Below are 19,725 nucleotides of genomic sequence, written 5' to 3'. Positions count from 1 at the left end.
CTGACCCCATGCCGAACTCAGAAGTGAAACGCCGTAGCGCCGATGGTAGTGTGGGGTCTCCCCATGCGAGAGTAGGGAACTGCCAGGCATCAAATAAGTGGAAAGCCCTGTACTGACGTACAGGGCTTTTTGCTGTCTGGAATTTGGTGAAACTGACCGCAGATAAACAGTAATTTACTTTTTTTGCAGCTAAGTATGGAAGTATTGCAGTAAAAATCATCAATAATGCGTCAAATGATAAGCACTATACCCCACTGCCGCCCCGGCAATATCCCAACTGAAATCTTTCCAGCTCCATCCACTTCCACCTTCCCTGCTGTCATAAAGTTCTTTCGCTGCGCCCAGGCTTACCGAAAACAGCAAGCCAAAAGAACGACTGCGTGCTTCATCCCATCCCTGATTATCCCCATAAGCGGTGGCTGTCGCGGCTAACACGGCCGATCCCACAAAGTGTTCTGCTTTGTCTTTACCGGTCCATTGATCGTTGGCGAAGTGAGTGCAGCCATTACTCATTAATATCAGGGCGATTAAGGGGAGTCTATAGGAAGGGAGAGGTGAGTGTGCCATTTGTATTATTCCAGATATAAAAAAGCCCGATCAAGTTGATCAGGCTTTCAGTATAGCCAATTACAGAATTCGGCTGATTAATCTGTCGATACGTATACGCCGTAAACGGCGAATAAGTTTACGTACTTTAACCGGATAATTAGGGATGCTTTCCAGTTCCATATAATGAGAAACAACTTGCGTGTACTGACGAATTTCATCCAGCTCTTTCTGACGCTGCTCCGCCATCTCTTTATGGGGATCGTGGATTAAAATCGCATTCTCAAGATCCAATCGCCATGCACGGGGATTTAGGTTATTCCCGGTGATCAGCTGCCAGCGGTCATCGACCCACATGCCTTTCAGGTGGTAACTGTTATCCCCATCTTTCCATAAACGCACAATCAACTGACCGCTGTCGACAAAACGCTGTAGACGGCTCAGGAAACGGCGTAGATTAATTTCGTAGAGATAGGGCAGGGCACCGATGATCTTAAAAGGCTGATCCTGTGGAATATAGAAATCGTTGGCTGTCTTATCGCCAACAATAATCTCTACCTGCTTCCCGCGGCGCAGCAGATGAATAATATTGCGCGACAGCATCGCAGGCATATTGAAATAAGGAGTACACAGCGTCAGCTTCTGATCCGTACTGGCCATCAGATGATGAATAGTCCGGTTCAGCTCGTTCTGCTTGCCCAGACCAACAATAGGCGTCACCGCCAATTCATCATTTCCGGCGCTGTCTTTGAAATGATATCCGCTGGAGCGCAGGCTTTGGCGGAACTGACGCGTTTCGTTTTTGATCTCAATGCTTTTCGGACGATCTTCACGATCGAGGCGCTGCACGGCTGCGGCAGTAATGATCGATTTCTTCATAAAGTCGATCATGGTGTTTGCCAGCGCCGCATTGCTCAGCAACTGGTAGCGGTCATAGCGATATTTCTCATGGCGATGTAGATAGACATCATTGAGGCTTGCGCCGCTGTAGATCACCTGATCGTCAATCACAAAACCTTTTAGATGCAGGACACCCAGTGCTTCACGCGTATTAACAGGAACACCGTACACCGGCACAGAACATTCAGGATGCTCCTTCGCCATGCGACAATACCAGTCAGCATTGGTGTCAGCCGCAGCGGCGCCAATACGCCCACGCTGGGCACGGTGCCAGTCTACCAGCACGCAAATCTCAAGCTCAGGTCGTTGCTGTTTAGCCGCATAAAGTGCCGACAATACGTCGCGACCGCCGTCATCATTCTCTAAATAGAGAGCGACCAGATATATCCGTTGGGTAGCGTTGGCAATTGCACTGAGCAGCGTCTTACGGAAATCTGTTGGGCAGTAGAGCGTTTTTACAGCATCAACCGTTTGGGGGAGTTTGGGTAGCTGAGCAAGGTGTTGTTGATGTTTATTACGTTTGAATTTAGACAACATCACAGTGCGCTTCTTCTCTCTTCATGTAATGGCTTTCGCGGCACAAGCAGACAGTGGTAACCGCACAATCGGTCGATAATACCATTAGTCCTCTCCGATGTGCGCATCTTTTGCCTGTTCATGGCTGAGGCTCACGATTTTCTGCGAGGTTATTCGGCTCTTTTTAAGCACAAGCGACAGGTTCACAATGCCGTCCTGAATCTGGATGTCGACGTCGAACCCTAGCTTTCTGGCTAGCATGATCATGCCCTGATTGTTCGGCATGGTGATCCCCGTCAGACGTTGCAGCCCATGCTCTGCAGCGTAGTTGATCATTTTATCGAGAAGTCTGCGCCCAAGCCCCAGTCCTTTCAGATCCGAGCGAACCAGCACGGAGAATTCAGCATCGATATTGTCCGGATCTGAGACAGCTCGCGTCACTCCAATAATTTCATTTTCATCATTCACCGTACGTATGGCTACGAAGGCCATTTCACGGTCGTAATCGATCTGCGTCATGTTGGCTAAATCTTCATGAGTGAATTCATTGATCTCATTGAAGTAGCGGTAATAGAGGTCTTCTTTTGTAACTTTAAGGATAAATGCTTTTAGCAGCGGTTCATCCTCGGGGAGGATAGGGCGGAACAAGGCCTGTGAGCCATTTTTAAGGACAACGCGCTCTTCCAGTTCGCGCGGATAAGGCCGGATTGCCAGACGTGATGGCGCATTAGCCGTTTGGGCAGATAGCTGCATCGATACGTCCAGCAGACTAAGCTCGCTTCCTGAGACCAGCAGCGGATGAATATCAAGCCGTTCGATTTCAGGGCAATCAATGATCAGGTTCGATACATTCACCAGCAGCTGGCTGAGCGCGGAAATATCGAGAGGATGTAATGCATTGCGCCCACGAATTTTGCCGCTTTTCAGCGCCTGAACCACCTGATAGCGGGCCAGCGTCATATTCAGCGGCGGCAACGCTACCACCGCCTGACGTTCGGGCTGCCAGTCAGAACCGGCCTCAGCCAGCATAATCAGCGGACCGAAGACCGGATCCTGCTCTACTACCACCCGCAGCTCCTGCGAGCCCGGGCGGTTAGCCATTGTTTGTACCAGCAGACCCTGAATTCTCGCCTGAGGAAAAGCCTGCCGGGCGCGATCGAAAATGGCATTCGCCGCCTGTTCGACTTCGCTGGCTGTGCGCAGATAAAGCATCACGCCCTGAACTTCGGAATTATGCGGAATATCCGGCGAGCGTAATTTCAATGCCACCGGATACCCCACCTGGCTGGCGATATTGACGGCTTCGGTACTGTCGCTGGCAATCCACGTCGGTAATACGTTCATCCCGTAGGCCTGTAAAATCGCGCGGACTTCATGCGTATCTAACTGCGTTGTGCCCTCAGCCAGCGTCTGAGCGATAAGCCGGTGAGCCTGATCGGTGTTCTGTTCAAGATCCGCAGGCAGTGCCGGGGTTTCTTTCAGCTGTTTCTGATTACGTCGATATTCCACCATATGCATAAACGCTGTGACTGTACCCTCTGGCGTGCGGTAAGTCGGAATTCCCGCCTCGGTAAAAAGTTTTCGTGCTTCCTGCGAAGAGAATTCGCCGCACCAGTTGGTCAGCAGCGTGACGTATTTACCGCGCGGATGTTTACGAACAGCCTCGATAAGATGTCTGGCGGTGACTGTTCCATGCGCAGCGGCACTTGGCGCGTGGATCACCAGCAGTGCATCAAAATCTATGCTGTCGAGTAGCGTCGTCATGACCGCCTGATAGAGCTGCGGTGTGGCGTCATCATGTAAGTCCAAAGGATTCAAGGCTGAAATCGTGCCCGGCAGAACGGCGCTCAGTGCCCTGCATGTCTCTTCGCCGAGCTCCGCCAGTTTCCCATTGCGCGATAGCAACTGGTCCAGCGCCATCGCGGCAGGAGCAGCGCCGTTGCTAATGATAAGTAAGCGCTCACCTTTTAGCGGGCGCATGTGACTGAGGGTTTCTACTGCCGAAAACAGTTCGTGCGTATCCTGTACGCGCAGTAAGCCAGCACGCTGAATGGCGGCATCATAGGCCGCGTCAAGGCTCAGCGGGCTGTTGAGTAGCTTCTGCGCCTTTACGCTCCGCCCGCTTTTGATCACAAGAATCGGCTTATTGCGTGAAGCGCTCCGCGAGGCAGAAAGAAAACGCCGCGCGTCGCTGATATGTTCGAGATAAAGGAGGATAGCGCTGGTTTTACTGTCGCGGGCGAGGAAATCGAGCAGATCATCTACGTCGATATCCAGACTGTCGCCGAGCGAAATGAAATAGGAAAACCCGACGGCGCGCTGCTGTGCCCAGTCGAGAATAGTATTGGCGACGGCGGCGGACTGAGAAATAAACGCCAGTTTGCCGGGAAGGATCGGCACCGGTGAAAAGCTGGCGTTCAGGCGCTGCCAAGGCGCAAGAATGCCCAGACTGTTTGGACCGAGCAGGCGCATTGAAAAGCGCTGGGCGCAGGCCTTCAGTTCAGCGAATTGTCCTGGCTGTGAGGAAAGGACGATAACCGTTTTACAGCCGCGCTCGCCGAGCTGCTCAAGCAGCGCAAGATTACGATCGGCGTGCGTGCAAAGAATGGCTAAATCAGGTGACATCGGCAGGCTGATGACATCCCGCCAGGTCAGAACGCCACACACAGCACGATATGCGGGGGTGACCGGTAGTACCGGGCCGTTGAATCCGCTATCGAGCAGATTACGCATCATCAGGTATCCGGCACGTCCCGGCTTGTTGCTGGCACCGACTACCGCGATAGATTCAGGTCGTAACAGGGCTTCTAGTCCGCGCTGGCTCATCACTACTCCAATCAATCATCCTGAACTGATTCTAGAGGCTTTCCGCGTTCTTTGCTGTGAGCTGATGCACCGGGTGATGGGGTTTTCCTGCCAGATATTGGGTACGGAAATTATTGAAGTGCCGTGACAGCCCTGCAGAAGCCTCCAGATCCCCGGCTTTTTCCAGCAGGGCTGCGGCTACTTCTACGGTGCAATGCAGCTCCGGACGTGAGGCTTCGCGCAAGATATAGCCGGAGCTGGCGCTCACATCCAATGAGAATACCGGCAGATTATCGAGATATGGGCTTTTGCGAAACATCTTGCGCGCTTCGTTCCAGGTGCCGTCGAGCATAATAAACAGCGGCGGCTTGCTGCCCGCAGGCACTTGGGTAAAGACCTGACGCGGCGGCTCGGCGAATGAGGCTGGGAACACCACGTATGCCTGACGGGAGGGATCCGAAATCGCTTCAATCAGTGCAGGATCGGTTTCTGTACGCGACCACATAAACGCCTGTGTGTCAGGCAGAACGTCGGCTATCAGGCGCCCGGTATTACTAGGTTTCATCGGCTCTGTGTCAAACATCACCAGACAAAATCGGCTGGCGGCCTGATGGATTTCGCGCGTCGCACAAATACAGTTACGTACGGGTAACAGGCATGACTGACAGCGGATCGCCCGTGAACCGCGCGCGAGAAAAGGGCGGGTAGATTTGGCAAGGCGTTCTGTTCGCAGGCGAAGGACGGCGTTGTCTGACATAAGCATTCCGGTAATCGAAAAACGGCTATTCTAATCACCCCTGTGGGGCTGGCAAGCGAATCTGTTGCTGGCGGGAGGTTTACAAAAAAAAGCCCGCACAGAAGCGGGCCATCGGCAGGGCTTTATACCGGCTTATGCGTTACAATGACTCATTAAGCCAGTCATTGAACGGGGCTTTAGGCACCGCGCCGCTCAGCATATCGACCATTTTGCCTTCATTAAAGACCATAATGGTGGGAATGCTGCGGATCCGGAACCGCGTACTCAGTTCTGGTTCTGCTTCGGTATTAACCTTGATGAACCGGATTTTACCGGCGCGTTCCTGAGCCACATCTTCAAAGATTGGCGCGAAGTTAACACACGGGCCGCACCATGGAGCCCAAAAATCGATGACAACTGGCAGGTCATCCTGCAGGTATTTATCCAGCGTGGCAGCAGTAGCATGAACCACATCGCCTTCAAAAAGTGAATGACCGCAGCGGCCACATTTTGCGCCGTCGTCGATACGATCCTCTGGCAGGCGGTTGGTGGCCTGACATGATGAACAAATCGTATTCATAAAATAGCCTCTACATTGCTTAACGTGAGAACGGTATCAACCTTAATGGGTCCGGTACTAAAGATGGCTGATATGTTACTTGTATGTTGTAAGTATGAGGGCGCAGCATTCCGTTAACAACGCGGTTTATTCAATGAATACGATAGTTTTAAGCTTTTGGTCCAAAGCATGTGGCTTAGCTCACAGACATCAGGTAATCTTCGCGCCCTGCGCGTAGGTGGAGAGAAAAATGAACGATTCATTCAGTGGCAAGAACGGCAAAGTCAAAGTGATGTTCGTCCGTAGTGACGACGACGGCGATAACCGCAATAACGATAAACGTCCTTCCAATAACAGAGGACGTCCGGGCGATAAACCTCGCCAGGGTTCCCGTCCAGACGATGCCCGCCGCAATGAGCGTCGCAGCAGCGATTCCCGTGGTGATTCACGCGGTGCAGATACACGACGTGGTGACGATCGCCCACGCCGTCCGGCCCGTGATGACGACGGCCCGTATTCTTCGCCGTGGAAAACCGTTTCACGTGCGCCCGCGGATGAATCCGTGCCCGATCACGGTGGCATCAGCGGTAAAAGCTTTATCGATCCTGAGCAATTGCGTCGTCAGCGTCAGGAAGAGACTCGCGTGTACGGTGAAAACGCCTGTCAGGCACTGTTTGCCAGCCGTCCGGACGCGATCGTTCGTGCGTGGTTCGTGCAATCTGTGACTCCGCGTTTTCGCGAAGCGCTGCGCTGGATGGCGGCAAACCGCAAAGCCTATCATGTGGTTGAAGATGAAGAGCTGGTGAAAGCCTCCGGCACTGAACACCACGGCGGCGTGTGTTTCCTGATCAAAAAACGTCAGGGTCTGGATGCAGAAACTTATCTGCAAACGGCTCGCGCGAAAGACTGTGTGCTGGCGCTGGAAAACGTCGGCAACCCGCACAACCTCGGCGGTATCATGCGTTCTTGTGCGCATTTCGGTATCAACGGGATGCTGGTTCAGGATCCGGCCCAGCTGGAATCCGGTGCCGCAGTGCGTACCGCTGAAGGCGGCGCGGAACACGTTAAAGCCATCAACGCGGATAACTTCCTCGATGTGCTGGCGACCTTCCGTAAAGCGGGTTACACCATCGTCACCACCTCCAGCCATAAAGGGACTGCGCTTGGTAAAGCCGAGCTGCCTGCCAAAATGGTGCTGGTGTTGGGTGAGGAGAGTGATGGTTTGTCCGACAGCGCATGGCAGCAGGGTGACCTGAGCGTGTCTATCGGCGGGACCGGTAAAGTAGAAAGCCTGAACGTTTCCGTCGCGACCGGTATTTTGCTGGCCGAATGGTGGCGTCAGAATCAGGCATAATCCCCTGATTTGCAGCTAAAAAAACGGACGCTCATGGCGTCCGTTTTGCTTTCTGGCATACACCGATTTAGAAAATCAGTGAGCGCCGCCGCCGCCCCCACCGCTGCTAAACGGTGGCCGTGCGAACCAGATTAAGATCAGCAAGAACAGGAATGCCCCTCCCGACAGCCAGAAGATCTCGTTAGCAGAGATGATTAGTCCCTGATTGGTGATCTCACGCGCCATCCAGCCAGAAGCCTGCTGATGACTCATGCCCATACTTTCGAGCTGCTGATAGGTCTGTGTTGCCGCCGGATTAAACGGTGTGATGTTTTCCGACAGCTGCGCGTGATGCAGCGATTCTCGGTTTGACCACATCGTGGTGGTAATCGATGTACCGATCGAACCTGCCAGCGTTCGGATAAAGTTCGACAAACTTGATGCGGCCGCCATACGTTCCGGCGGTAATCCCGACAGAATAATGGTAGTCAGCGGCATGAAGAAGCAGCCAACTGCGAAGCCCTGAATAAACTGCGGCCAGGCCGACGCACCAAAATCCATTCCCGGTTCGAATGTGTACGCGCGCCAGTAGAAGCAGACCGCATACATGATGAAGCTGAACGTCACCAGTTTTCGCATGTCCAGCCGGTGCGCAAAGCGACCGATGATCGGCGACATGATGACCGGCAAAATCCCCACCGGTGCCGACGCCAGACCTGCCCATGTCGCGGTGTAGCCGTATACCTCCTGCAACAGCTGCGGCAGCAGAACGATCGCACCGAAGTAGAGCATGTAGGCCAGGCTGATACACAACACGCCAATGGTGAAGTTTCGCGATTTAAACAGCGATAGATCGACAATCGGATGGTCGTCGGTCAGTTCCCATACGACAAGGAAGCAGAGCGCGACCACCGCCACGACCGCCAGCACGATAATTTCCGTCGAGTTAAACCAGTCCAGCTCTTTGCCGCGGTCGAGCATTACCTGCAACGCACCAATCCCCAGCACCAGCAATACCAGACCGACGCTGTCGATCGGGCGGATCTGCGTAGCCGTTTCGCGTCCTTTCAGCGTTTTCAGCGTCAGGAAGACCACGGCGGCACCGATCGGCACGTTGATGAAGAAGATCCAGCCCCAGTGGTAGTTATCACTGATGTACCCGCCGAGGATCGGCCCGCAAATCGGAGCGACAATCACCGTCATCGACCAGAGCGCAAGGGCGGTACTTCGCTTGGCCGGCGGATAGTTATTCAGTAACAGACTTTGGGATAGCGGGATCAGTGGACCTGCCACCACGCCCTGCACTACACGGAAGAAGATCAGCATTTCCAGACTGTTGGACATGCCGCACAGCCACGATGCAATGGCAAACAGTACCGTAGACCAAAGGAACAGTTTGACTTCGCCGATGCGTTTTGCCAGCCAGCCGGTGATCGGGATTGAGATGGCGTTCGCCACCCCGAACGAGGTGATCACCCAGGTGCCCTGTGAGTTCGAGGCACCCAAATTCCCGGCAATGGTCGGGATCGCCACGTTGGCGATCGTCGAGTCCAGCACCTGCATGAACGTGGCCATCGACAAAGCCACCGTCATCCAGGCCAGCGGTGCGCCTACCAGCGGTTTATTTGCCACAGAGGCCTCCGGAGGTTTTAGCCTGCATTTGCATGAATAACGTCAGCAATGATGGCGTTCACCGGCGCGAGATCCAGCGTCAGCGCGGTGGTCTGGTACAGCGGTTCGGTACGCACTTTCTCGGCCAGCACTAAACCGTCGCGGTTTTGTGTATCGACCGTGACCAATGCGGATAAACCGATACGCAGCGGATGTTCTTTCACTTCCTGATCGTTAAGCTCGATACGCACCGGTAAGCGCTGAACCACTTTGATCCAGTTACCGGTGGCATTCTGCGCCGGTAGCAGCGAGAACGCGCCGCCGGTGCCCATGTCCATCCCCACGACTTTGCCGTGATATTTCACGTCGTCACCGTACATATCACTGACCACGGTCGCAGCCTGGCCGATACGCATATTGGCCAGCTGCGTTTCTTTAAAGTTGGCATCTACCCAGATGTGATTCGCAGGAACGACGGCCATCAGCGCGGTGGAAGAGTTGATCTGCTGACCAATCTGTACCGCACGGCGGGAAACAAACCCGTCGATCGGGCTGCGTACTTTGGTTCGTTGCAAGGCCAGCCAGGCATCGCGCACCTGAGCAGCGGCCTGAAGAACCTGAGGTTGCTGATCCACCGGCGTGTTAAGCACCATCGCCTGATTGGCGTTGTATTGCTGAACCGCAACATCGTATTGCGCTTTGGCGGTGTCAACGGCATCACGGGCGTGTTGCAGTTCTTCACGGCCAATCGCATCGACATTGCCCAGCACGACGCGGCGTTTCAGGTCAGTCTGCGCCTGTTGCAACTGAGTCTGACGCAGAGCGATATTCGCCTGATACTGTTTCCCGTTGATGATCAACTGATGCGTCTGACGCACGCTGTTGGCCAGTGCGGTTTTAGAACGTTCGAACGCCTGTTCGGCATCCGTCGGATCAATCGTGACCAGTACGTCACCTTTTTTCACAAAGTCGGTGCTGTCGAAATTGACGTCGGTCACGCTGCCCGAGACCTGCGCCATGATCTGTACCTGGTTACCTGCTACGTACGAGTCGTCCGTTGACTCAAAATGACGCAATACCAGCAGCCAGTAAAACAGGTAGGCAATAGCGATAATAATGAAAATTCCGGTTAACAAGAGCATCGCGGTTTTGCGCGTTTTCTTCTTATTTCTCGGAGCTTGCGGCGTTGCTGCCTGAGTTTCGGCATTTGCGCTCATGGTCTTCTCCACGCTGAGTCTGTGTAATTATTATGATTTTTGGTCCGCCGCCGGGGCCTGATAGCCACCCCCGAGCGCACGGATGAGACTAATTTTTGCCTGCATCACCTGACTGCTGGCATTAAGCTGCGCCTGCTGCTGTTGCAGCAGTGCTGACTGGCTGGTTAACAGCTCATCCCGTCCGATGATGCCAGCGTTGTATCTTGCATCCGAAACGCGATACACCTCGGAAAGCGACGTCGCAGCAGAAGAAGCCTGCTGCAATTGTTCGACGCTGCTTTTGGCGATGGTGATGGCATCCGCAGTTTGCTGGATGGCGTTCAGGATGGTCTGGTTATACGACTCAACGGACTGGTCATATAACGCGGACTCTTCGCCCAGTTTGGAGCGCAGCGCACCGGCGTGGAAAATCGGCAGCGAAATCGCGGGCGTGATATTCCAGGCTTTACTGGCGGCTTCCAGAAGATTCGGGCTGGTGCCGCCGTAGTTGGTGGTGGTCAGACCGCCAAAGGCACTGATGGAAAGACTTGGGTAGAACTCTTTTTTCGCGGCGCTGACGCGCTGGGAATAGGATTCCACCAGATCGCGCTGTGCGGCGATGTCCGGGCGTTTACCCAGTAAATCGAGGGTCAGTTCACCTTTCGGTGCCAGCGCCTCAGGCGGCGGCAGTGCAACCGCGTGCAGCCCGTTCATCGCGTCCGGGCCACGTCCGGCCAGCGAAGATAACTGATGGCGCAGCTGTTCGGTCTGCGATTTCAGCGTAATGATTTGCTGTTTCGCGCTGTCGGCCTGAGCCTGCGTCTGTTGCGGGATCTCTATACCGTATACGCCTGCTTTGTACTGCGCTTTACGCAGATCCGCCAGACGCTGGTTGTTATCCACCTGATGTTGCAGGACGTCCTGTAAGGCCAGATTTGCCTGCAACTGGTAATAGGCTGACGCGACCGAACTGGTCAGCGTCAGAGCGGCTTCGGCCTGTTCAGCGCGGGCGGAATCCACCTGCGCTTTCGCGGCATTCACCTGATTGCGGTATTTTCCCCACCAGTCAAACTCATAGCTCAGATTCAGCCCGAGGCTGTTGCTGCTGTCATAAATCGGCGCTTCGGGATAACTGGTCAGGAACGGCGGGATAGTATTTTTCGCCACACGTTCACGTCGTGTAGAACCGTTCAGATCCAGATACGGGCCATTAGCAGCATCTGCTTCACCCATCACGCTATGGGCTTCGCGCACGCGCGCGGCGGCCTGACGCAACGACGGCGAGTTTTGCAACGTTGCGGTCATCAGGGCGTCAAGCTGCGGGTCATTGAGACTGCGCCACCACTGTGGGCCGATGGTCAGAGAGCTGACTTTCGCCTGTTGCAGATGAAGCTGTTGCGTATCCAGCAGCGACGACTGCGGAGCGATATTATTACTGGAGGCACAGCCGGCCAATATCAAAACGGCAAACAGCGGTGTAAGCCTCCAGCGAGCTTGGAGTGACATGTGTGGTTTACCTGACAGAAATTTAGATTTGTTGTAGTGCTGTCGCATCCATCTGATCAAGGCGAGTTAACAGTTTGCGCGTCAGGGTTTCTAACTGCTTCTGTTCATCAGCGTCTAACGTCGACCAGAGAAAATGCAGGCTCTTATGTTGAGGTGGCAGTAACTTTTGAATAAAAGCTTCACCGTCGGCGGTCAGATGCAAATGCAGGCATCGACGGTCGTTGTCACTTTCACGGCGTTCAATCCATCCACGCTTTTCCAGCTCATCCGCAATGCGGGTGGCGTTGGTACGGGAAGAACCCAGCGCGGCACTCAGTTCGGAAGGCTGAATGCTGTGGCTTTCCTGCGCATCGAGCGTGAGCAACGCCATAAACAGCGTTTCGTTGATCCCTTGTGCTTTCAGCATTTTGTTGCGGTTTTCCAGCAACTTACTTTGCATGTGCATACAAAGACGGGTCAGCAGAATTTCCTGATAAGGAAAATCTTTCTGCTTTTTAGCCCGGAAATTTAACATGTTTTCAATTGGCGCGAACGAACTGTCCATATGAGAAGCCTCATTAGTTACAGATGACATAGTAACGATGGTAATTAATAATATCAATGTTATGAAACCCCAATTCTTTAGCAATTAGTGTTATTCATAACTCCAGTGAATTATTCGATGTTTAAAGCATTCAAGAAACTTTGTTTTTCTGTGCCTGTGCATAAAGAAACGCGCTTCAGCCCGCCAGCAGCATCACCTTGAACACCAGGCCGTAAACTACGGCGCCGGTAAGTGTGGCAATAATGATGCTTTTGGTTCGCCAGAACATCAGCGCGATCAGCACGAAACCGGCCAGCGACGGCAGAAGTTTCTGCGAGTCACGCAGAATTTCCGGCACGCCTGATACCACCAGCAGCGCACAAATTGAGGCGATACCAATGCTGTCGAGCACGCGGGAGAGTGGACCGCTTTTCAGCCGCCCTGACGTTTGCCGCGCACCAAGGCGCAGTGGCAAATATCGAAACAGATAATTGACCGTGCCGACCAGCAGGCACACCAGAATGACGTTAGTACTCATCGGGCGTGACCTCCGTCGCAGACAGGGCGAAAGGGCGTTGTCGCAGGGCGGCGAGACAGCCCGCGGCCAGACCGCAGCCGATAGCGGCGGGGATCGACCAGAACAGCAAGCCGCCCAGCGCACCGGCCAGCGAGGCGATAAACACCAGGCTATGCTGGCGCTTAAAGGCAGCGAGCAGGAAACTCAGGAACAGCGCAGGCAGCATAAAACTGAGAGCCGCCTCCACGGCGGGATAATTTTCCAGCGGCCCGTTACCAAACAGCGCACCGATGGCTGTGCCGAAAACCCAGGAGAGCCATGAGGAGAGCGCAATGCCGCACATCCAGTTCTCGCTCCAGCTGCGTTTATCGCGGATAAGTTTGGTTGTGGCGGCGGCGAACACTTCATCGGTCAGGCCGAACGCCCACAGCGCCGTTTTCCGGCCATTGAGTTTTCCAACAAGACGGTTGCGCAAAGAGGGGCCGTATAAAACGTGTCTGACATCCATCGCCATCACGGTCAGCGCAGAAACCCACAAAGACATCCCGGCACTGAGCAGCGCCGTGATCACAAACTGGCTGGCACCAGCGTAAATCAGTATGGAAAACAGCAGGCTTTCAACAGGCGTAAAGCCAAGTTTGACGGCGCTGAGGCCGAAAGCAAAAGCGATAGGGAGATAACCGATGACGACAGGCAGGCTATCGGTAATACCTTGTTTGAAGGTTGAAACACGGACGGGGTCAGGTGTTTCGGGCTCAGGATTGCTTTGCATGGATGTATAAAACATTGTGAAACCGGAAGGTGACCGGCGAATAATTTATGACGCAAACATTACCAGACTGTAAGTATTGTTAACACCCTTTGGTACAAATAAATTTCATCAATGATTATTCGCAAGCTAATCAGGAGGAGTGATGATTCCCTCCTGATTCTATTTTAATCAGACGATTTTCAGGCCAGTTTGTACTTATGCCCTTGCCACCAGACCAGCAGATTCAACACACACATCACGGTCCCGGCAATGGAGACGCCGTACCATCCCGCGGTCTGATAGGCCGACGCAGATACCAGTGATCCGACTGCGCCACCGATAAAGTAGGTGGTCATATAACCGGCCGTCAGTCGGTTTCGCGCTTCCGGCATCGATTTATAAATCACACTCTGATTAGTGATATGCACGCCCTGAACCGAAAGGTCCAGAATGATGATCCCGACGATCAGCGAAATCACCGAATGCTGCCCGTAGGCAATCGCCGCCCACGAGAGCAACAGCAGAACAAGTCCAACCGTCGTGGTCAGATGGGCTTTGCCTTTATCCGCCAGATGCCCTGCACGGGTAGCCGCCAGCGCACCGGCCGCGCCGACCAGACCGAACAGCCCGATAACGCCTTCAGAATACTGATAGGCCGGGCCCGCCAGCAGGAATGCCATCGAGGTCCACAGAATGCTGAAGTTAGCGAAGCAGAACATGCCGACCAGCGCTCGGGTACGCAGCACCGGCGTGTGGATAAACAGCGAGAAAATGGATTTCAGCAGTTGCCCGTAATTCAGATCGGTTTTCTGCTCATGTTTCGGCAGCTTGCGCCATAGCACCAGCGCCATCACGATCATCAGCGCGCTGGCCACCCAGTACACCGTTCGCCAGCCGCCCAGCGAGGCGAGTGCGCCCGCAACGGTACGCGCCAGCAGGATCCCCAGCAGTAAGCCGGACATGATCAGCCCGACAACTTTACCGCGGCGTTCCGGCTCAGCCAGCGTGGCTGCCAGCGGCACCAGAATCTGTGCGACCACCGAGAACAGCCCGGTCAGCGCGGTCCCGATGAGCATAATGGTCAGCGTCGGCGCCATGGCCGTTATCAGCAATCCGGCGGCGGAGAGCAACGTCATCAACACAATCAGATTGCGACGTTCAAACATATCGCCCAGCGGCACGATAAACATCAGACCACACGCGTAACCGAGCTGCGCGACGGTGACGATAAAACCGGCCTGATTGACGGAAAGGCTGAACGCGCGCGCGATGGTTTCCAGCAGCGGCTGCGGATAATAGTTACTGGCGACCGCCAGTCCGGTGGCAATTGCCATCAGAATGATCAGCCCGGAGCTGAGCGGAGAATGCGATGTGGTATTTTTCATAATAGGAATTAGCAGATCTTATTGAAGAAGCAGGAAAAAGCGTGCGCCAAGTATCGTTAAACTTGAAATATTAAACCAATGTATAGTTTTAATGGCAACTATCTAGTTTTGTAATACCGCTGAGATTTTCTTCGACCACAAAAAAGCGGGCGGAGATTTCTCCCCGCCCGCTGGTCTGAATGCGTTCTGCTACCGGCTTATTTCGCCGCGGCAGCCGCTTCTTTTACCCAGCCATCAAATTCTTCCTGATGGGCTTTGATCCAGCCGTCGGTCTGTGCGGCGATATCGGCATCTGAGTTTTTACCCGCGTGCATCGCGGCGTTTTGCGCATTGATGTCTTTCAGTGGCAGTTTCATGATGGCAAACAGTTTTGCCGCCGCCGGGTTTTTCTCAGCCCAGGCTTTGTTGGCAACGATATGCATCGTGCTCACCGGGAAACCGTAGTTTTTGCCGTTTGGCAGTTTTGTGTCCGCGTTTTTATCGCCTGGCACCACGGAGAACGGTACTTGCATCCACAACACGTCTTTGCCTGGGATCAGCACGTTGCTGACCCAGTACGGCGTCCAGGTATAATAGAAGATGGGCTTACCTTCTTTGTAGCGCGTGATGGTGTCCGCGATCATCGCAGAGTAGTTACCCTGATTGTGCGTCACGGTCGGTTCAAGACCATAAGCTTTCAGCTGTTCATTCAGCGCCGCTTCACAGCCCCAGCCCGGCGTGCAACCGGTCAGATCGGCTTTACCGTCGCCGTTAGTATCAAACAGTTTGGCCAGTTTTGGGTCTTTCAGCTGTTCGATATTAGTGATGTGATATTTCTCAGCGGTTTTCTTATCGATAAGCCAGCCCTGCGCAGCACCGGTCACGTAAGTGCCTTCACGATAAAAGACTTTGTCGCCACCGGCGGCTTTGTACATTTCATCATGCAGCGGCGACCAGTTGACGGCGGTGAACTGCGCATCCCCTGCGGCAAGCGTGGTGTAGCCGACGTTGTAATCGACTTCACGCGTTGGCTGAACATCGTAGCCCAGTTTTTCCAGCGCCTTGCTCACCAGTTGTGTCTGGAAGGATTCTTCGCTGATGGTGCTCTGTACCGGAGTAACGCTGACGCCTTTGCCCGGTAAATCGGCAGCAAATGTTGATGCTGTAGCAAGTGTTGTGAGGGCGGCGAGCGCCCAGATTCCTGTCTTCTTCATAAAATCCTCGAATTTCGTTATTGATTATTTTGCGGCGGCGGCGGCTTCTTTAATCCAGCCGTCGAAGGTGGCCTGATGCGCTTTGATCCAACCATCAACGTGCTGCTGGATATCCGCTGAAGAGGATTCCCCTTCGTGCATTCGCAGGTTTTGTGCGTTCACATCGCTCAGTGGCAGTTGCATGATGGCGAACAGTTTCGCGGCCGCCGGATTTTTCTCAGTCCAGGCTTTGTTGGCGACGATATGCTCGTTGTTCACCGGGAAACCGTAGTTCTTGCCATTCGGCAGGGTGGTATCCATGTCTTTCTGCGAGCCCGGATTCGCCGAGAACGGCACGGTCAGCCAGACCACATCTTTGCCCGGTTTCATTTCGTTGCTCACCCAGTACGGCGTCCAGGTGAAATACAGCACCGGTTTGCCGGCTTTATAGCGGGTCAGCGTATCGGCGATGATGGCCGAGTAGTTGCCTTCGTTCTGGGTGACGGTATCGCTCAGGCCATAGGCCTTGATTTGCGTATTCACGACAGAACCGCAGACCCAGCCCGGATTACAACCGGCCATATCGGCTTTGCCGTCACCGTTTGCATCGAAAAGTTTGGCGAGCTTGGGATCTTTGAGCTGTGATAAATCGTGAATGTTGTATTTGTCGGCAGTTTTCTTGTCGATCAGATAACCCTGCGCCGCGCCCTTGATGTAGGTGCCCTGACGGTAGAATTTCTGGTCGCCACCGGCGGCGTTGTACATGTCTGTTTGCAGCGGTTCCCAGTTCACGGCCATGTAAGTGGAATCGCCGCTGGCGATCGCGGTATACGCGACGTTGTAATCTACTTCGCCGGTCTGCTGGACGTCATAACCCAGTTTTTCCAGCGCGCGGTTAACCAGTTCGGTCTGGAAGGTTTCTTCCGCGATGGTGCTTTGCAGCGGTTTGACGACCACGCCTTTGCCCGGTAAATCGGCGGCGAACGTCGCTGAGGATGTGACGATTGTGCTCAGGGCAAAAGCCCAGATTGGTGTTGTGCGCATGGTGAACCCTTATTCTTGCTTGTGAATACGTAAGAGTGGACTGCGTTGTTTTACTTAGAGAGTTGATAACCCGGCGGCGAACCGCCGGGAGACGTGCAGAGTGTGAATCAGGCTTTCTTCGCGAAAGGTTTCATCACCAGGCCGACAGGACCACGAGTGAACCAGCGGTGACCGCCTTTACTGCGGCTGTCGCGACCCATGGACTGCGTCAGGCGGTCAAGAATAATGGCGAGGATAACGATACCCGCACCACCGACCGAGGCCAGACCCATGTCGAGACGGCCAATACCGCGTAGCACCATCTGACCCAGACCACCAACGGCAATCATCGAGGCGATAACCACCATCGACAGCGCCAGCATCAGCGTCTGGTTAATACCGGCCATGATGGTCGGCATCGCCAGCGGCAGCTGTACTTTGAACAGCAACTGGCGCGGGCTGGAACCGAAGGACTTCGCGGCCTCGATCAGATCTTCCGGCACCTGATTGATACCCAGAATGGTCAGACGAACGACCGGCGGCAGGGCGAAGATAATTGTCACCACGACGCCCGGCACGTTACCGATACCAAACAGCATGACGATCGGCACCAGATAAACGAACGCCGGCGTGGTCTGCATGGCATCAAGCAGAGGCCTGATAATTTTCGCCGCCCGCTGACTGCGCGCCAGCCAGATACCCAGCGGCAAACCTATCAGAATACAGAAGAACAGCGACGTCAGAACCAGCGCCAGCGTCACCATCGCCTGCGACCATGCGCCGATAGCGCCGATCAGCACCAGTGAAACCAGCGTGGCGGCACCCATGCCTAACCCGGCCATCTGCCAGGCGATCAATGCGAACACTAAGATCGCAATGGGCGCGGGCAGCGTTTCGAGACCGTGCTGAAAACCGCTCAGGACGAAATCGACCGGTACGCGGATCCCCTGGAATACCGGACGGAAGTTGCCGACCAGCCAGCCGATCCCTTCAGTCACCCAGCGATCGAGCGGAATAAGTGTGCTGTGGAACGGATCGAGAATATTAAAATGCTGATGCTGCTCAGGCGCGACGCTCAGCCAGTCGTTGGTTTGTGCGGCGGCATGATGCGAGGCATCCGGTGCGCTGGTAGCGGCATCACTGCTGCCACCCCAGGGATCGCTGCTGCCATCGGCAGGCGCTGAAGCTGCCGCGTCAGCCTGCGGTGCGACACCGCCGCTGGCGTTATCAGCACTCCAGGGATCGATTGACGGATCCAATGTCTCAGCCTGAGCGGCCTGTGCATGTTGAACGATAGTGCTATTTATTGAGTTGCTCATTCGTTACCCCCTTCTTTGTCCAGAGCCTGAAGCAGCATGGCTTTGGAAATAATCCCGATATAGTTATTGTCCTCATTGACGACCGGCACGGCGCAAGGCGCGGCGGCGACATGGGAAATCAGTTCGCTGAGTGGCATATCTGCCAACACCGGTGCCGGAGATTCCAGCAGGGCGCTTTCCAGCGGCTGATTGGCTTTCAGCGCAGTTTTCAGCGATTCGATCGACACGACGCCGATGAATTTCTGTCCACGTTCCAGCACATAACCATATTCACGGTCTTCATCTTCCAGCAGCTTGAGCGCTGCACGGGGACCAAAACCGGGGGTTTTACGAATGAGTGCGCCACGACGGCGTGCGATATCTTTGGCGCTGAAGACCTGACTGATGTCCACGCCGCGGAAGAAGGTGCGCACATAGTCATTGGCCGGATTATTCAGAATGTCTTCCGGCGTGCCGACCTGCACCACTTCGCCGCCCTGCATAATGGCGATGCGATCGCCAATGCGCATGGCTTCATCTAAGTCATGGGAAATAAACACGATGGTGCGCTGATGCTGAGCCTGCAACTTCACCAGCTCATCCTGCATTTCGGTACGAATTAACGGGTCAAGCGCCGAGAAGGCTTCATCCATCAGCAGAATGTCAGGGTTGTTAGCCATCGCACGGGCTAAGCCCACACGCTGACGCATACCGCCTGATAATTCATCGGGATAAGAGTTGGCATAGTTTTCCAGACCGACCTGACGCAGCGCATCAAGGGCTTTGGCATTGCGCTCTTCCACCGGCACGCCGGCAAGTTCCATACCAAACGCGGTGTTATTCAACACGGTCAGGTGTGGCATCAGCGCAAAGGACTGAAACACCATACTAATTTTGCTTCGGCGTACCTGGCGCAGTTTTGCTTCTGAGATTTTGGCGATGTCTTCGCCATCGATCAACACTTCGCCGCGGGTGGGCTCTATCAGACGATTGAGAAGGCGTACCATGGTGGACTTACCGGAACCGGATAACCCCATGATGACGAAGATCTCGCCTTCTTCAATGGCCAGACTGGCATCTTTAACGCCAAGTGACAGACCGGTTTTCTCAAAAATTTCTTCTTTACCCTTGCCTGCGTCGATCATCTTGAAAGCGCGATCCGGGTTTTCGCCAAATACCTTATAAAGATTTTTTACTTCGATTTTAATTGCCATGCAATATGCATTCCTTGGATATAAATAGCCGTATCGGCTCGATGTCTAGTTTTTCTGTTGGACCGTATAGGATATTACCTGTAACGAAATAGTGAACGCGTTATACCCTAACACATCGAAATTCTGAGACAAGT

17 protein-coding genes and 1 rRNA gene are annotated in these 19,725 nt (G+C 54.1%); 2 read left to right on the top strand and 16 right to left on the bottom strand.

The genetic code is table 11. The annotated features are described in order from the left end of the window. Positions 1-88: ribosomal RNA gene (rrf, locus tag AC0Z7K_RS18015) — 5S ribosomal RNA — on the top strand; the annotation flags it as partial. A gap of 131 nt (positions 89-219) precedes the next feature. Here rrf and AC0Z7K_RS18010 read toward each other — a convergent pair. The 5 genes from AC0Z7K_RS18010 to trxC all read right to left on the bottom strand — a co-directional run bounded on the left by AC0Z7K_RS18010 (position 220) and on the right by trxC (position 6,083). After that, positions 220-567, bottom strand: coding sequence for a YfiM family lipoprotein (locus AC0Z7K_RS18010; protein WP_485615386.1), 348 nt, complete (start codon positions 565-567; stop codon positions 220-222). A 60-nt stretch (positions 568-627) separates the two neighbouring features. Beyond that, positions 628-1,983 (bottom strand): CDP-diacylglycerol--serine O-phosphatidyltransferase, encoded by a 1,356-nt coding sequence (pssA, locus tag AC0Z7K_RS18005; RefSeq protein WP_413530939.1) that lies wholly within the window; start codon positions 1,981-1,983, stop codon positions 628-630. An 84-nt stretch (positions 1,984-2,067) separates the two neighbouring features. Further along, positions 2,068-4,788: a bifunctional acetate--CoA ligase family protein/GNAT family N-acetyltransferase gene (locus AC0Z7K_RS18000; RefSeq protein ID WP_485615385.1), complete on the bottom strand. Its 2,721-nt coding sequence runs from the start codon at positions 4,786-4,788 to the stop codon at positions 2,068-2,070. 31 nt (positions 4,789-4,819) lie between these two features. Further along, a complete protein-coding gene (locus AC0Z7K_RS17995; RefSeq protein ID WP_485615384.1) occupies positions 4,820-5,524 on the bottom strand; it encodes a tRNA-uridine aminocarboxypropyltransferase in 705 nt (234 codons plus the stop codon). 139 nt (positions 5,525-5,663) lie between these two features. Continuing rightward, the gene (gene trxC, locus AC0Z7K_RS17990) at positions 5,664-6,083 is read right to left on the bottom strand and encodes a thioredoxin TrxC (protein ID WP_485615383.1); all 420 of its coding nucleotides are present in this window, start codon (positions 6,081-6,083) and stop codon (positions 5,664-5,666) included. Positions 6,084-6,312: 229 nt separating this feature from the next. Between trxC and AC0Z7K_RS17985 the strand changes: the two genes are divergently transcribed. Beyond that, complete coding sequence (locus AC0Z7K_RS17985; RefSeq protein ID WP_112165796.1) at positions 6,313-7,416, top strand: tRNA/rRNA methyltransferase; 1,104 nt, start codon at positions 6,313-6,315, stop codon at positions 7,414-7,416. Positions 7,417-7,491: 75 nt separating this feature from the next. Here the strand turns inward: AC0Z7K_RS17985 and emrB are convergent, their stop codons facing one another. From emrB to proV, 11 genes are all read right to left on the bottom strand, one after another. Further along, on the bottom strand, positions 7,492-9,027 hold the full coding sequence (emrB, locus tag AC0Z7K_RS17980; protein ID WP_413530935.1) for a multidrug efflux MFS transporter permease subunit EmrB: 1,536 nt from the start codon (positions 9,025-9,027) through the stop codon (positions 7,492-7,494). 17 nt (positions 9,028-9,044) lie between these two features. After that, positions 9,045-10,223 (bottom strand): multidrug efflux MFS transporter periplasmic adaptor subunit EmrA, encoded by a 1,179-nt coding sequence (gene emrA, locus AC0Z7K_RS17975; protein ID WP_413530934.1) that lies wholly within the window; start codon positions 10,221-10,223, stop codon positions 9,045-9,047. Between the two features lie 30 nt (positions 10,224-10,253). Further along, entirely contained in the window at positions 10,254-11,708 is a 1,455-nt protein-coding gene (locus tag AC0Z7K_RS17970) for an efflux transporter outer membrane subunit (protein ID WP_485615382.1), read from the bottom strand. 22 nt (positions 11,709-11,730) lie between these two features. Continuing rightward, positions 11,731-12,252 carry a transcriptional repressor MprA gene (mprA, locus tag AC0Z7K_RS17965; protein ID WP_413530932.1) on the bottom strand — a complete coding sequence of 174 codons (522 nt, stop codon included), beginning with the start codon at positions 12,250-12,252 and terminating at the stop codon, positions 11,731-11,733. A 175-nt stretch (positions 12,253-12,427) separates the two neighbouring features. After that, a complete protein-coding gene (gene ygaH, locus AC0Z7K_RS17960) occupies positions 12,428-12,769 on the bottom strand; it encodes an L-valine transporter subunit YgaH (RefSeq protein WP_413530931.1) in 342 nt (113 codons plus the stop codon). After that, positions 12,759-13,520, bottom strand: a complete 762-nt coding sequence (locus tag AC0Z7K_RS17955) for an AzlC family ABC transporter permease (protein WP_485615388.1) — start codon at positions 13,518-13,520, stop codon at positions 12,759-12,761. Before AC0Z7K_RS17955 ends, ygaH begins: the two co-directional genes overlap by 11 nt. A gap of 179 nt (positions 13,521-13,699) precedes the next feature. Further along, a complete protein-coding gene (locus AC0Z7K_RS17950) occupies positions 13,700-14,884 on the bottom strand; it encodes an MFS transporter (RefSeq protein ID WP_485615381.1) in 1,185 nt (394 codons plus the stop codon). Between the two features lie 197 nt (positions 14,885-15,081). Then, positions 15,082-16,077: a glycine betaine/L-proline ABC transporter substrate-binding protein ProX gene (proX, locus tag AC0Z7K_RS17945; protein ID WP_485615380.1), complete on the bottom strand. Its 996-nt coding sequence runs from the start codon at positions 16,075-16,077 to the stop codon at positions 15,082-15,084. A 24-nt stretch (positions 16,078-16,101) separates the two neighbouring features. Further along, positions 16,102-17,100 (bottom strand): glycine betaine/L-proline ABC transporter substrate-binding protein ProX, encoded by a 999-nt coding sequence (proX, locus tag AC0Z7K_RS17940; protein ID WP_485615379.1) that lies wholly within the window; start codon positions 17,098-17,100, stop codon positions 16,102-16,104. Between the two features lie 107 nt (positions 17,101-17,207). Further along, positions 17,208-18,398 (bottom strand): glycine betaine/L-proline ABC transporter permease ProW, encoded by a 1,191-nt coding sequence (gene proW, locus AC0Z7K_RS17935; protein WP_485615378.1) that lies wholly within the window; start codon positions 18,396-18,398, stop codon positions 17,208-17,210. Then, positions 18,395-19,591 carry a glycine betaine/L-proline ABC transporter ATP-binding protein ProV gene (gene proV / locus AC0Z7K_RS17930; RefSeq protein WP_112165825.1) on the bottom strand — a complete coding sequence of 399 codons (1,197 nt, stop codon included), beginning with the start codon at positions 19,589-19,591 and terminating at the stop codon, positions 18,395-18,397. Before proV ends, proW begins: the two co-directional genes overlap by 4 nt. Between the last annotated feature and the right edge of the window lie 134 nt (positions 19,592-19,725).

This window comes from Rahnella sp. 1L-D-7-B-C2 (genome assembly GCF_057290995.1).
The sequence above is the reverse complement of the archived record's forward strand: the minus strand, read 5'-3'. Positions and strand labels throughout refer to the sequence as shown.

Coding starts and splice junctions, on each gene's coding strand:
- AC0Z7K_RS17955 (WP_485615388.1), bottom strand. CDS start 13,520: ATGCAAAGCAATCCTGAGCCCGAAACACCTGACCCCGTCCGTGTTTCA.
- pssA (WP_413530939.1), bottom strand. CDS start 1,983: ATGTTGTCTAAATTCAAACGTAATAAACATCAACAACACCTTGCTCAG.
- ygaH (WP_413530931.1), bottom strand. CDS start 12,769: ATGAGTACTAACGTCATTCTGGTGTGCCTGCTGGTCGGCACGGTCAAT.
- AC0Z7K_RS18000 (WP_485615385.1), bottom strand. CDS start 4,788: ATGAGCCAGCGCGGACTAGAAGCCCTGTTACGACCTGAATCTATCGCG.
- emrA (WP_413530934.1), bottom strand. CDS start 10,223: ATGAGCGCAAATGCCGAAACTCAGGCAGCAACGCCGCAAGCTCCGAGA.
- proX (WP_485615380.1), bottom strand. CDS start 16,077: ATGAAGAAGACAGGAATCTGGGCGCTCGCCGCCCTCACAACACTTGCT.
- AC0Z7K_RS17995 (WP_485615384.1), bottom strand. CDS start 5,524: ATGTCAGACAACGCCGTCCTTCGCCTGCGAACAGAACGCCTTGCCAAA.
- trxC (WP_485615383.1), bottom strand. CDS start 6,083: ATGAATACGATTTGTTCATCATGTCAGGCCACCAACCGCCTGCCAGAG.
- AC0Z7K_RS18010 (WP_485615386.1), bottom strand. CDS start 567: ATGGCACACTCACCTCTCCCTTCCTATAGACTCCCCTTAATCGCCCTG.
- proV (WP_112165825.1), bottom strand. CDS start 19,591: ATGGCAATTAAAATCGAAGTAAAAAATCTTTATAAGGTATTTGGCGAA.
- proW (WP_485615378.1), bottom strand. CDS start 18,398: ATGAGCAACTCAATAAATAGCACTATCGTTCAACATGCACAGGCCGCT.
- AC0Z7K_RS17970 (WP_485615382.1), bottom strand. CDS start 11,708: ATGTCACTCCAAGCTCGCTGGAGGCTTACACCGCTGTTTGCCGTTTTG.
- proX (WP_485615379.1), bottom strand. CDS start 17,100: ATGCGCACAACACCAATCTGGGCTTTTGCCCTGAGCACAATCGTCACA.
- AC0Z7K_RS17950 (WP_485615381.1), bottom strand. CDS start 14,884: ATGAAAAATACCACATCGCATTCTCCGCTCAGCTCCGGGCTGATCATT.
- mprA (WP_413530932.1), bottom strand. CDS start 12,252: ATGGACAGTTCGTTCGCGCCAATTGAAAACATGTTAAATTTCCGGGCT.
- AC0Z7K_RS17985 (WP_112165796.1), top strand. CDS start 6,313: ATGAACGATTCATTCAGTGGCAAGAACGGCAAAGTCAAAGTGATGTTC.